Source organism: Leptospira mtsangambouensis (assembly GCF_004770475.1).
In the GTDB taxonomy this organism is placed as follows: domain Bacteria; phylum Spirochaetota; class Leptospiria; order Leptospirales; family Leptospiraceae; genus Leptospira_A; species Leptospira_A mtsangambouensis.
In genome coordinates, this window is the sequence record NZ_RQHK01000017.1 from 469,468 (window position 1) to 482,624 (window position 13,157).

General features: G+C 38.7%; 13 protein-coding genes. 5 read left to right on the forward strand and 8 right to left on the reverse strand.

Going from position 1 to position 13,157, the window contains the following annotated elements; all coding sequences use genetic code 11:
* Window positions 1–28 precede the first annotated feature (28 nt).
* From EHR01_RS14660 to EHR01_RS14680, 5 genes are read right to left on the reverse strand one after another with little or no spacing between them, the layout of a single operon-like run.
* Complete coding sequence (locus EHR01_RS14660; protein WP_135695710.1) at window positions 29–1,579, reverse strand: alginate export family protein; 1,551 nt, start codon at window positions 1,577–1,579, stop codon at window positions 29–31.
* Between the two features lie 6 nt (window positions 1,580–1,585).
* Complete coding sequence (locus EHR01_RS14665; protein ID WP_135695712.1) at window positions 1,586–2,443, reverse strand: substrate-binding periplasmic protein; 858 nt, start codon at window positions 2,441–2,443, stop codon at window positions 1,586–1,588.
* Window positions 2,444–2,485: 42 nt separating this feature from the next.
* Window positions 2,486–4,039: an OmpA family protein gene (locus EHR01_RS14670; protein WP_135695714.1), complete on the reverse strand. Its 1,554-nt coding sequence runs from the start codon at window positions 4,037–4,039 to the stop codon at window positions 2,486–2,488.
* A 29-nt stretch (window positions 4,040–4,068) separates the two neighbouring features.
* Window positions 4,069–5,325, reverse strand: a complete 1,257-nt coding sequence (serS, locus tag EHR01_RS14675; RefSeq protein ID WP_135695716.1) for a serine--tRNA ligase — start codon at window positions 5,323–5,325, stop codon at window positions 4,069–4,071.
* Window positions 5,318–6,127, reverse strand: coding sequence for a TatD family hydrolase (locus tag EHR01_RS14680; RefSeq protein WP_208721791.1), 810 nt, complete (start codon window positions 6,125–6,127; stop codon window positions 5,318–5,320). The genes serS and EHR01_RS14680 overlap by 8 nt, the downstream gene beginning before the upstream one ends.
* A 106-nt stretch (window positions 6,128–6,233) precedes the next feature.
* Here EHR01_RS14680 and EHR01_RS14685 point away from each other — a divergent pair, with 106 nt between their 5' ends.
* From EHR01_RS14685 to EHR01_RS14700, 4 genes are read left to right on the forward strand one after another with little or no spacing between them, the layout of a single operon-like run.
* Window positions 6,234–7,223, forward strand: coding sequence for a M23 family metallopeptidase (locus tag EHR01_RS14685; protein ID WP_100788911.1), 990 nt, complete (start codon window positions 6,234–6,236; stop codon window positions 7,221–7,223).
* Window positions 7,223–7,576 carry a bactofilin family protein gene (locus tag EHR01_RS14690; RefSeq protein ID WP_002972551.1) on the forward strand — a complete coding sequence of 118 codons (354 nt, stop codon included), beginning with the start codon at window positions 7,223–7,225 and terminating at the stop codon, window positions 7,574–7,576. The genes EHR01_RS14685 and EHR01_RS14690 overlap by 1 nt, the downstream gene beginning before the upstream one ends.
* Window positions 7,577–7,584: 8 nt before the next feature.
* Window positions 7,585–8,055 carry a YaaR family protein gene (locus EHR01_RS14695; RefSeq protein ID WP_135695720.1) on the forward strand — a complete coding sequence of 157 codons (471 nt, stop codon included), beginning with the start codon at window positions 7,585–7,587 and terminating at the stop codon, window positions 8,053–8,055.
* A gap of 4 nt (window positions 8,056–8,059) precedes the next feature.
* A complete protein-coding gene (locus EHR01_RS14700) occupies window positions 8,060–9,886 on the forward strand; it encodes an ABC transporter transmembrane domain-containing protein (protein ID WP_135695722.1) in 1,827 nt (608 codons plus the stop codon).
* Here EHR01_RS14700 and EHR01_RS14705 read toward each other — a convergent pair.
* Genes EHR01_RS14705 through EHR01_RS14715 form a run of 3 tightly spaced genes read right to left on the reverse strand, consistent with a single transcriptional unit; the run spans window position 9,860 to window position 12,258 of the window.
* Window positions 9,860–10,756 carry a ParB/RepB/Spo0J family partition protein gene (locus EHR01_RS14705; RefSeq protein WP_135695725.1) on the reverse strand — a complete coding sequence of 299 codons (897 nt, stop codon included), beginning with the start codon at window positions 10,754–10,756 and terminating at the stop codon, window positions 9,860–9,862. The genes EHR01_RS14700 and EHR01_RS14705 overlap by 27 nt on opposite strands.
* A gap of 4 nt (window positions 10,757–10,760) precedes the next feature.
* On the reverse strand, window positions 10,761–11,522 hold the full coding sequence (locus EHR01_RS14710; RefSeq protein WP_100743669.1) for a ParA family protein: 762 nt from the start codon (window positions 11,520–11,522) through the stop codon (window positions 10,761–10,763).
* Window positions 11,515–12,258 carry an RsmG family class I SAM-dependent methyltransferase gene (locus EHR01_RS14715; protein WP_135695726.1) on the reverse strand — a complete coding sequence of 248 codons (744 nt, stop codon included), beginning with the start codon at window positions 12,256–12,258 and terminating at the stop codon, window positions 11,515–11,517. Before EHR01_RS14715 ends, EHR01_RS14710 begins: the two co-directional genes overlap by 8 nt.
* A gap of 58 nt (window positions 12,259–12,316) precedes the next feature.
* Between EHR01_RS14715 and EHR01_RS14720 the strand changes: the two genes are divergently transcribed.
* Complete coding sequence (locus tag EHR01_RS14720) at window positions 12,317–13,042, forward strand: hypothetical protein (RefSeq protein ID WP_135695727.1); 726 nt, start codon at window positions 12,317–12,319, stop codon at window positions 13,040–13,042.
* Window positions 13,043–13,157: the final 115 nt, after the last annotated feature.

The window sequence follows — 13,157 nt, forward strand, 5'->3', positions numbered from 1 at the left end:
CAAACCGAAGTAGATTCGGACAAAAAAATTAAAACCTATGTTCGAATACGATAAATCCTTCTCTTAGGATTCGTCCATATTTTGAATCAAGCAAAACAAATAAGGCATCTCCAGCTACAAAATATCCAGATCTAAAAATGATTTGGAAATCAGATGTAACGTTATAACGAATGTTAAAATTATATTCCATCCCCATATAAGTGGATGTTCTATATCCATTGAGTTCACTAAACTCCCGATTGATCCGAATCTCCGGTGATTTTGTCGCCCAAAGTTGATAGTAACCTAAAGTAAATTGGTAAGGACCGAAGGCGATTATATTAGAATAAAATCCATATTCATTCAAACCAGAAAAACTGGAACCATTGAACAATGCATAACCACCGGTAAAGTCGGTTGCTATATTTGAAATAGAAAACCCTGGTGCTAAAGTACGATATCCATTGCCTTTTAAATTGGCTTCGTGGCCTTTTTCGTCATAACCTGGTCTACCAGTAGTGCCAAGTGCAATTAAGTTAAAGTTAAGCGATTCACTCCAGCGATATGTAAATTGAAAATCATACATACCACCTTTAATAAAATATCTTTGCGTTGTATTATAAATTGTAACATCATTTGAATCGGTAACGGCTCGTAATTTTTTTACAGTTCCCGTATTCAATATTCCATGAACGATAAAGGAAAACTTTTGAAAATTGAATTCGTTATGCATTCCATACCATGCAAGTCTTGCTGTTTCATTATCAGACTTATCATTATCATCTAAGAAGTAAGCATACACTTCATTACGGATATTTCGAAAGTATTCAAATTTCAATCGATTGTAATAGATATTCGAACTTTGGTAATTTTTGTCCGCAAATCCATTTTTATCAACGTCCATAAAGCTTTGGTCGCGTGCTCGCAAAATTCCACCTTCCAAAGACAAACGTAAGAATTGGAAATTTTTAAGGATACTCACTCCTGTTCCAGTGGAAAATAAAACCCTACCTTGTGCAGAGCTAAAAAGTTGTTGGCCTACTTTGATAAAAAGTCCCGATTCAGGGATTCGAAAATTTAAATATAGAAAGTTTGTTTGGACATTCACCGCAGCGGTTCGACCTCTTTCTCCACCAGACCCTGGTCCTACCAGACCTGGGTCAAAACCATCTGGACCAGTTGCCCTTAAACCTTTCCCTCCAAATGGAATATCACCAACTTGCATCCCCCAAACTCCCTCTACATATTTGTTGGCAGAGAAACTCATATTGTATAAAAAACGTGAATCGTAATAACTAACGTCTTCTTTTCTAGGAGTGATTTGACTTGGTAAACCTTGTTGTCTCCTCTCTAAATCAGATTGAATGGTTTGTTGTTCTGATTGGAGACGTTCTGTATTTTCCTTTTCTAAATTGGTAATTGGAGTGACTGGTGTTTTTCTTTCTAATAAGACATCTCTTCCAACATTTGTTGCACGAACACGAAAAGATCCATTAAAATTCATAAAAGTTCTTTGTGATTCTTCCTCTTGTGCAATCAAAACACTGCAAGGTATCAAAAGAAAAATTAGATAAAATAAAAATAAATTTCGTAATGACATTCGTTGTTATTCTTTTTTAACCCATTGGTTGGATTTAAAATATTTGTTTATCAATCCTTGAATTTTGCCGGTTCGCTTCAGTTCTTTGATAAAAAAATTTAAGTTATAAAGAAATTCTACATCTCGTCTGGCTGTAGCCATACTGATATGGTCCTCTTGCACAACTCCGAGAATAGGCAAATAGTTCGCACGAAGTGAAGAGTCCTTTTGTAATAGTGCTTGGATATAAAAGGAATCCGCTACGAAAGCATTCACATTATTTTTTTTTAATTCATTTAGTGCAGCTTCATTTGTGAAATAAGAAAAGATTTGTGCTTTAGGAAATGCATCTCGTAAAAATTGATGATTGGAACTATTTGCAAGGACCGAATAGGAAATTCCTGTAATATTCGTTAGGTCATTCAAATTACGAAACAATTGGACTGTGACTATCTGACCTTCTGGCTCAGGTGGAAGTGCCGTGCGATTCACCAAAGCAGCCGGTGTCGAAATTAAATAAGGATCTGTAAAATATACATCTCTAAAACGATTGATGGAAGATGAAATTCCAGCCATTGCAATTTGTGTATCACCTTTCTCTAACATTCTAGCATGTTGATCAAAAGTGCGAAGAGGAATAATTTTTAAATCAACATCTAAAAATTTTGCATACTCTTGGGCAAGTTCCACATCTAATCCGGGAAAATTCGGATTGGGATTTTCAATATAAAATGGATCATAAAATTCATTTACTGAAACAGTCAGTGTTTTGGTTTTTTTAATTTTTTCCAAAACCTGACTCGGCTCACCTGAAATAGAAGCGGTGAAAAAAAATGCCCAAAGGGATACAAACCCAATGTATTGGATCCTTAGAAGAGGTGACATCCCCATTACCTTTTCTTCGGAAATGGAAACGGCAAGGAAAAATTAAGGATCGATTAGGACAAATTCGGTTCGACGATTTTTTCTAGAGGAGGCCTCATCCGTGCCTTGGAGCATTGGCTGGGTTGGTCCTTTCCCTTCTGTTAAAATTCGTTTTGGATCAACACCTTTAGAGACTAAATATTGTTTAACGGAATCTGCCCTTTCTTTTGAAAGTGTCATATTATCTTCAAAAGTTCCTGTTAGATCTGTGTGGCCAATAACCTTCATTTTTTTATCTGAATTTTCATGGAGATAGTCAACAATAGCATCCAAAGGCACGGAAGATTCAGGTCTCAAAATGGACGAAGCTCTTTCAAAGTAAACCGAATCCAAAGAGATTTTTTTCGTTTCTTCCAATTTCTTTTGCACTATGTTTTCTTGCTTCGGAACTGATGCAGTAAAAAGATCAAACGACCTTCCTTCCACTCGGCGACAAAACAAAAATGTTTTTTTTACCTGTTGGAATACAATGTAAGCTTCATCTTCAACTGAGTTGATAGGAGCACCTAAATTCTCGACATCCTTAAACGAATCCCCATCTATCTTTGCCATGTACAAATCGAACCCACCATTTCCCCCTGGACGATTTGATGAAAAGAAAAGAATACTGCCGTCGTCATTAAAAGCGACCGCAATTGTCGCATAATTATCATTAATTGGTGATGGTAGAAGTTTTGGAGTAGACCATTTCTCTCCTATATATTGGCTAAAATATACTTTTGCCAAATTTGGTTTTCCAAATGGATATCTGGTAAAAAGTAAAGTGTCACCGAGTAAATGTGGATTTTCTTCTATTTCTTCTGTGTTGATAGGAGCGGGCAATGCTACAGGACTACTCCAACTTTTTCCATCCCAATTGGAAACATACAAATCTCTGGATATACCCACTTTCCCATCAGGTAACACCACTTCTACGGAACCATCTCGATTGGATGACAAAAGTAGAGTTTTTCCATCCCGAGAGATAAATGGGCTTTGGTCATCAAATGGAGAATTCAAAACATCCACTTCCTCTGGAAAATCCCAAGTCCCATCTTTTTTTCGTTCCGATTTAAAAATTTCCGTATAACCACGATTAGAACGTTTGGAATAGAAATACAAAGTTTTGGCATCAGGAGTCATCGTTGGGCCAAATTCTTGGAATTCAGTATTGATCGGTCCTTGGATAGGAGCTACCACGAGACTTGCTTCGCTAGGTTGCACTTGAGCAACCATCGGTAGGGAGAAAAAAAGACAAAAGGATAGAATGGTGATAAAATTGGAAAATCTAAAATTCAATAGAGATTTAAAAATCACAGGCATTCCTTGGAATATATTTTTGGAAATAAACGAATCACGCATATTACCCGGATGGTTGCTGGTATGGGGAAAAAAGTAAGGAAGGAGATATCCGCTATTCGCATAACCACCATTTATCATCTTTTCTACGTGGGACGCATATTCCCCCGAACAAAGCGAGTATCTGCATTGCGTATAAACACCCCGCTTTACAAATACAGATTGAAGTAAGTTTGATTTTTTATTCTTGAACGGCTGGGATAGAAGCGAATAGGGCATTTGACACCTCGGTCATCTGCCCTAAATTTCTAACGAATGTATGGTTTCAATACATCCGGAATTTGGAAGGTTCCATCCGCCGATTGGTAGTTTTCGATCACTGCAGCGAGTGTTCGACCGATCGCAAGACCGGAACCATTCAGAGTATGGACGAGCAGGTTTTTTCCTTCCTTTGACTTGTATCGAATTTTTCCCCGTCTTGCTTGATAGTCTTTGAAGTTAGAAACAGAGGAAATCTCCATAAAACGACCAAGTCCAGGCATCCAAACTTCAATATCATAGGTTTTGGAAGAGGCACTAGACATATCCTTACTACAAAGTAACATCACACGGTAGGGAAGTTTCAATTTTTGCAAAATAGATTCAGCATCTTGGAGCATTTTTTCATGTTCGTTTTGCGAATTTTCCGGTTCTACAAACTTCACAAGTTCCACTTTTTGGAATTGGTGTACTCGCACAAGACCACGTGTATCTCGCCCATAAGACCCTGCCTCTCTCCGAAAACAAGATGTATGTGCACAAACAGAGATTGGTAATTCTTTTTCTGAAATAATTTCATCCCGGTAATAATTGGTGAGTGGGACTTCCGCAGTGGGAATCAAATTGAGTCCGTCTTTTTCGAGCCTGTAAAAATCCTCAGCAAACTTAGGAAGTTGTCCTGTGGCAGTCATCGACTCATCGTTTACAAGGACGGGAACCCACATCTCTTCGTATCCATTTTCAGAAGTATGGGTATCAAGCATGAGATTCATAAGCGCTCTTTCTAATTTGGCACCAAGTCCACGGTAGGTATAAAACCTCGCACCGGAAAGTTTAACTCCACGCTCAAAGTCAAAAATTCCCAAAACCTCTCCGATATCAAAATGGGTTTTAGCTTCAAAGGAAAGTTTAGGAACTTCTCCCCACTGTCGGACAAGTACATTATCTGCTTCTGATTTTCCTTCTGGAACAGATGGATCTAGTAAGTTTGGAAGCCCTAAATTCAAATCATGCAAAGATTCTTCCTGTTTAGTCAGTTCTTCTTCAATTGCTTTGATCTGATCACCAACTCCTTTCATCGAAGCTGAAATTTCTGTGATATCTTTTCCTTGTGATTTTTGAATTCCAATTTCTTTAGAAACTCGATTTCTCTCAGCACGAAGGTCTTCCACTTCTAGTTTTAGCTTTCTTTGTTTTTCAGAGATAGATTTAATTTTTGCTTCAATGTCTGTGGAGGCAACACCTCGTTTTTGTAAGGTGGAAAGTAACTCTTCAGGGTTTTGAACAATACGGTTGATATCAAGCATGGTGATAAGCCTTTCTTTGTGTGAATTTTAATGAATTTTGATAAATGCGATCTGCTACTTCTGCATTGGTTTCTGTTCGAAGTGAAAACATCTTCTCAAGAACAAATGGTAAATGGGAAGAATCATTTCGTTTGCCTCTATGTGGCATGGGTGATAAAAAGGGAGCATCTGTTTCAATGAGAATGGTTTCCAGTGGAATTTTACGTGCAGCTTCTTGGATATCTGTCGCTGACTTAAACGTAACGATCCCCGAAAAGGAAACGTAATAACCTAAATCAACAAATTGTTTCGCTGCTTCATAATCATAAGTAAAACAATGAATCACACCAAAAGCTTTTGATTTATATTCTTTCAATGCTTCATAAGTATCTTCAAATGCATCGCGAGAATGGATCACTACAGGTAATTTATATTCAGAAGAAAATTCTAAAAATTTACGTAACACTTCATTCTGTGCAAGTCGTGTGCTAGCATCATGATAGAGATCGACACCAATCTCACCGATCGCCGAAAATTTTGGATCTTCCATTCGGGATTTTGCTAAATCTAAAATTTGATCTGCATTAGGGAATTCATGAATTTCCGTAGGATGACAACCAATCGAATAAAAAATCTCTAAATCATCTTTTGAATGTGTTTCTGAAATACGAACCGCTTCGATTGAACTTGGTAGATCAATCCCAATTTGGACCATACGGTCTACACCAGCCGTTCGGGATTTCGCCAGTGTTTCTTCAATCTCTTGGCCTTGTTCTCGAATTATGTCTAAGTGGCAATGAGTGTCTATGGTCGAATATCCCATAAATAGCAAGATTTGTAATTTCCACTGGATGAAAATGAAAATTCAATCGAAAGATATAGTGGGTACGATAAGTTTTGTTTAAATAGTCGAAGGTCTAAAAGAGAACGTGGAAGTAAAACAAAGACTACATCTAATTTTTTACCGATTACGGTATAAAGTCCAGGAATGGAAGCTTAAGTTATCCCAACGTTACGAGGACCTAGACAAAAAAGGTCGTGAACGTCTGACAATTATGGTCATTCCTCACACCGATCGTAGAACCATTAACTTTGTTATATCTTACAAAGCGATTTCCATCTTCATCGGAATCATGGTAGTGCTTCTTGTGATCAGCGCTGTGAATGTTTTATCACATAGTGGATCCATCCACCAGCTCACAGAACTCAATTTAACAAACAAAGACTTTATCAGACAATCTTCCAAGATGAAAGAAGAGGTTAACTCTCTTCACGAAACCATCCAATACTACTACGAAAGAATTTCTAACCTCTATATCAAACTCGGCGGAGATCCTTCTCGAGTTTCCAAAGGGATGGGTGGACAAGCAGGACAATTTCTCGCATTACAAGGAACACCTCAATCCGACATCACGGACGAATCCTTTCGCATCAAAGAAGACATTCATAATTTAAAATTATCCTCTGAACTTTCTGAAGAGATCATCAAACTCATCAAAAAAAGAAAGAGTATCATTCGTAACACTCCATCCATTTGGCCAACAAAAGGTTATGTATTATTTCCTTTTGGAAAATATATTTCACCTGTCACTGGAAAAGAAGAACTCAACAGAGGACTAGACATTGGATCCTTTCCTGGTGCAGAAGTCATTGCAACTGCTCCTGGAATTGTTTTTGATACAGGATACTCTCCAGCCACAGGTTACTACGTAAAATTATCACATCGTTTTGGTTGGAAAACCATCTACTCCAACCTTGATAGAATTCGCGTTAAGAAAAATGAAAAACTCTCCAAGGGTGACATCTTAGGTTATGTTGGAAAATCACCAGAAAATCCGATTTACCATCTTCATTATGAAGTACATGTTGGTACCCAAGCGTTGAATCCGTTTTCGTTTCTCAACCAAATTCAAGAATAATGTCCAATCCATCTACAGAAGAAGAATTTTTAGTTAATAGCATCATTGGGGAAGGCGCCGAGTTCGTTGGCGAATTTAAGTTCCCAGGCCTCATTCGTATCGATGGAAAATTTCGTGGAGTCCTCGAAACTACCGGAAAGGTACTTATAGGAAAATCCGGAATCGTCGATACAGATATCAAAGCAAGAGTGGTGGTTGCCGGAGGAGAAATCCGCGGAAACATCTATGCAACAGAACGAGTTACATTACTTTCTAGCTGTCGATTGGAAGGAGACATTGTCACTCCACGCCTCATCGTAGAAGAAGGTGTAGTGTTTCACGGAAAATGCACAATTAATCCCACTCGTCATTAGGCGGGTTTATGATCATTCAAAACAACAACCCTAAGTCTGTCTCCACTCAGACAAAAAAAGGGTCCAAAGAAAAACTCTCTGGTTCTTTTGGACCAGTTGATGAATCCAAACAAAGTTTTTTAGATATTTTAGAATCCATTGTTCCTTCTGGAAAAGAAGAAACCAGAGAACTTAACGAACTCTGGAAGGATTTACCTGATTTGGAAAAGGAACTCATCAAAGATCCCAACCACAGAAACCTTGAATCCTACAAAAAACATATCAAACAAATCGCAGAACTTATCCTTAAAAAAAACTACAAGGTCATGCAAGCGCCCCAACGAGGACGAAATGACCAAAAAGACGTACGTTATGTAAAGGTTGTGGATGAAAAATTGGATCTCCTTGCCAAAACCATGTTTTCTCCCAACAACAGCGCTTTCGTGATTTTGAAACAATTAGATGAAATTAGGGGTCTATTGATTGATCTAAAAGGATAAATCATTGCATACTCCAGACCGCGCTAAGTCAAAAAATCTCCGTGTCCTCTCTAAAACCTTTTCCTATTTAAAACCTTACAGATTCCAAATGACCCTTTCCTCACTGGCTCTGCTTTTTACGGCCGGAGTGACTTTGGGGCTCGGACAGGGTTTACGCCATTTGGTGGATGCAGGGTTTTCTGCTAGATCCAAACAAGAATTAGGTTACTCACTTGCCTTTATCATTTTAGTCGGAATCTTCCTTGCGATCGGAACTTACATTCGTCATTACGCAGTTTCATGGATTGGAGAACGAGTGGCCTCAGACATTCGAAGGGATGTGTTCAAACATATCATCTTCATCCATCCCAGTTTTTTTGAACTCAATTCTCCCGGTGAAATCCAATCGCGAATCACAACCGACACAACGCTCATCCAAACAGTAATCGGATCCTCCGCATCCATTGCCCTTAGAAATGTTTTGATGTTTGTCGGTGGAATTATTTTTCTTTTTATCACCAATGCGAAACTCACGATGATTGTTCTCTTCAGTGTACCTTTCATTGTGTTTCCTATTTTGTTCTTTGGAAAAAAAGTAAGGAATTTATCCCGCACCACTCAGGACAAAATTGCAAGCATTGGAACTTACGTCAGTGAATCCCTTCTCAATATAAAAATCCTACAATCCTTCCACCACCAAGAAGAAGACATTGAAAAGTTTTCATACACTGTCGAGGGAGCCTTCGATGTGGCTGTTGCTCGCATCAAACAAAGAGCTCTTCTGATTGCGGCAGTCATTCTTTTCATCCTTACTGGAATCAGCGTCATGTTATGGATTGGTGGAACAGATGTACTCGAAGGAAAAATTACCGGTGGGGAACTCATCGCATTTTCTTTTTATGCAATCATGGTAGCCAATAGTGTTGGTGCCGTTTCTGAAGTTCTTGGAGATTTACAAAGGGCTGCTGGTGCCACCGAACGATTGATGGAACTTCTTTTATCCGAATCAGAAATCAAAGATCCAGAATATCCAAAACCAATCGCAGACGTTTTACATCCAACGGAAGGGAATGGATCTTTATCTCTCAACGGGACCTCAAAACAGAAGGGATTAAAAATCAATTTGGATCATTTGGAATTTTCATATCCATCTCGTCCGGAACACAAAGCCATCCGAGGAATTCATTTAGAAATTCCTGCCAACAAAACTACAGCTCTTGTTGGTCCCTCTGGTGGTGGAAAGAGTACACTCTTTGAACTCATCCTCAGATTCTATGATCCCACTGCTGGAAAAATTCTTATCGAAGGTGTCGACCTTAGAGAATTGGCATTAAAAGATTTAAGATCTCTCATTGGCTTTGTTCCGCAACAACCCATTCTCTTTAGCGGAACTTTACGAGAGAACATTGCCTACGGAAAACCAAATGCAAGTTTCGAAGAAATCGAAAAGGCTGCGGCCAGTGCTTATGTTACGGAATTTTTAAACCAACTTCCGAATGGGTATGATACCAACTTAGGACATTTAGGAACAAGACTCTCCGGCGGACAAAAACAAAGGATCGCAATTGCAAGAGCCATCCTTCGGAACCCAAGAATTCTTTTATTGGATGAAGCCACTTCGGCTCTTGATTCAGAATCAGAACAAATGATTCAGCAGGCTTTAGATTTTTTAGTGAAAGAAAGAACAACCATTATGATAGCTCACAGACTTTCCACAGTCGTAAAATCGGATCAGATTGTGGTAATTAAAGAAGGGGAGATTGAGTCCGTCGGAACCCATGACGAACTCATTCGAAAAAGTGAATTGTATGAGCGACTAGCGAAACTACAGTTTCACACCGAGCTGCTCTAAAATTCTTTCCATATCATTTAGGTTGGCGTAAGAAAAAACAATTTTCCCTTTTCCATTCGTTTCATTGTGGGCCACTTCCACTTTGGAACTGTATTTGTTTCTGAGTTTGGATTCTAATTTTACAATACTCGCATCTCGTTTGTCAGGACCCATAGAGGCCGACTTCGATTTTTTATCTGGGTGTAAAAGATTAGAAACAAAATTTTCTACCTCTCGAACATTCCAACCTTCAGCGATTACTTTCTGGCCCACTTCCAATTGTTTTTTAGGATCAGGGATAGAGAGAAGAGGGCGGGCCTGTCCTTCCGAAAGTTTTCCTTCCTTCACTAAGTCTTGTAATAATTTAGGAAGGGAGAGAAGACGAATTAAGTTAGAAATGGTAGCTCTGTTTTTTCCAACACGAGTCGCAAGATCAGTTACCTTTAATCCTCGTTTGTCGATAATGGCTTGATAGGCCAAAGCCTCATCCATAGGATTTAGATTTTCTCTTTGGATATTTTCAATAAGGGCAAGTTCCATCATATCCGCTTCGGAAAGATCACGAACAATCGCAGGGATTTTAGCAAAGCCTGCAAGTTTGCACGCACGTAATCTTCTTTCTCCCGCCACCAAAAGAAATCCTGAACCCGAAGGATTCTTTTGCACAACGATGGGTTGGATCACTCCATGTTCCGTGATGGTATTGGATAACTCTTGGATGGAAGCATCAGAGAATTGTTTTCTTGGTTGGTGTGGGTTTGGTAAAATTTCTGTGACTTTAATTTCCCTTAGGCCCGTTTGTTCCTCTTTAGAAATCTCAACATTGTTTTCATTTACAGGAATTAAATTCCCAAGTCCTCTTCCTAAAACTTTACCTTTGCCGAGTGCCATAACCTTATGCCTTCCCTACAATTTCTTCCGCTAAACTTTTATAACTTTTTGCACCCACACCATCTGGATCATAATAGTTGATTGGTTTTCCAAAAGAAGGTGCTTCTGATAATTTTACATTTCTTGGAATGACAGTTTCATATACTTTCTCTTTGAAATAGTTTCGAACATCTTCCGCAACTTGGTTTGCTAAGTTAGTTCGTTTGTCATACATCGTGAGAAGTACTCCTTCGAGTGCGAGTGATGGATTCCATTGCGACTGCACGAGAGAAATAATTCGCATGAGCTGCGACAATCCTTCCAATGCAAAGTATTCTGTTTGCAAAGTGATCATCACTGACTGAGAAGCACAGAGGGCATTGATAGTAAGAACACCGAGTGAAGGAGGACAATCGATTAGAATATAATCATAAGATTCTTTCACAGATGCTAAAGCATCTTTCAATTTGAATTCCTTTCTTTCCATTCCGAGGAAATCCACTTCCAAACCGGAGAGGTTGATGTTGGAAGGAATGATATCCAAATTGTTTACGAATGTTTTTTGAACCGCTTCTCTTGCAGAGAGTTCCCCAATCAAAACTTCATAAGTTGTTTTTTGTAAAGACTGCACTTCCAACCCAAGACCTGAGCCTGAGTTTCCTTGCGGATCGATATCAAGGAGCAAAACTTTTTTTCCCAAATCAACAAGATTGGATGCCAAGTTTATCGCTGTTGTCGTTTTACCGACTCCACCTTTTTGATTACTGATAGAAACAATTTTACCCATTCTTGCTTTTCGTCTCCTTTACGATTTCTTTCCAGTCGCGGGGGAATCCCTTTTTCGGAAGGGAATTCTTTTGTAGTATTTTTATATGTCTCTTTCCCACAAACTCTAATTCAGGAATGGGGATTTCTTTTTTCATAAAGAAACCATTATTGCTAAGAACCTCTGTCTCCTTTTCCAAATCTTGATAGGGTTGTGCAAGGAAGGGACATAAGATTCCTTTTTGTTTTACCATTCGTGTTGTGACTTCAGCAATGTAGGGATAAGGAACCATCGCTCTTGAAGTGACTACATCAAAATTGGAACTAATCTCTTCTGTCCGTGCGTAGATAAAGTCCACTCGCTTTTTGACTTTGGAAAGGCTTCCAGTTTCAATTTCTGTTTCAAGAAGTGCGAGCTTTCGTTTTTGAGAATCCACGAGAAAAACATGCGGTGCTTTTTTTAAGAGAGCAAAAAGAAAACCGGGAAGACCTGGCCCAGTGCCAACATCGGCCACATTTGTTTCACGTGAAACAAATCCGGTAACTTTCAATTTCCAAACAAAGACCAGGGATTCGATAATATGTCTCTCTAGAATTTTCTCTGAATCATTTCGAGAAAAGAATCCTCCTTTCTCGTTGTCTCGTTTTAGAAACTCATAAAAGTTTTTCACTAATTCCCAATCGAACTCTGGTTCCAACTTAGGAAACAGGTCAGGGATGATGGATTGGATTTCTTCTTGGATGGTTTTTTCTGACATAATCGTATTATCGTTTTAAATGAATTCGCCGATGTCTCCTGTAGGAGAACTCTTTTCCATGATTCGAATCATTAGTTTTTTAATCATCCTTTCCTTTCCTATTTTAGGTTACACTCCGGGTAAGTGGTCCCACAAAGATGCCTACTTGTTCAAAAAAGTTAAAAAAGTTCCAAACAAAGAAATTGTCCGTAACGGCGAAGGACAGGTTGTTTATGTTGCTGAATACGAATACAACAGTGATGGAAAATTAATCACCGAAACATATTCGGATAAAGAAGGGAAAGGTGACGGCAAAACATCTTTCCGTTACACCGATGGTTTACTTTCTAGCGAAGAAGTTTATGACAACGGTGGTCATCTCGTCGAACGAAAGGATTTTCAATTCAAAGGTCGTTCTTTGAAAAAGATGAACGTGAAAGACGGAGAAGGGAGACTACTGATTGTTTATTCGATTGAGAGTGACGGCGAAGGAAATGTTTTTGCTGCTGAAGGTAAAAACTTAGAAACCAAAGACAATGAATCTTTCCGATTTCAAATCGATCCTAAACGTCCGAATGTTCAAATTCAATATCTCACCGATGACAAAAAGAAAGGACTTGGTGAAATTCATTTCAAGTTTGATGCTAAAGGAAACTTAGTGGAAAGAGAATTCTTCCAAGGTGAGACCCGACGTGTGCATAAATTAAAATACATGGCCGATGGAAGTTTAGAGTCCCACTCGTTTCACGTGAAACAAGGGGACAACTGGATTCTCGAAAAGACCCATGTGCTTGTCTACGAATAGATAGATTTTCAAAAAGATTGTAGGGATCGGTCTAGTAATCGAATGTTCAAATTCGGTAATTTGAAAACAAAGAATGTTGAGTATTGAACTTAAAAGACTCTCAAGGTAAAATAGC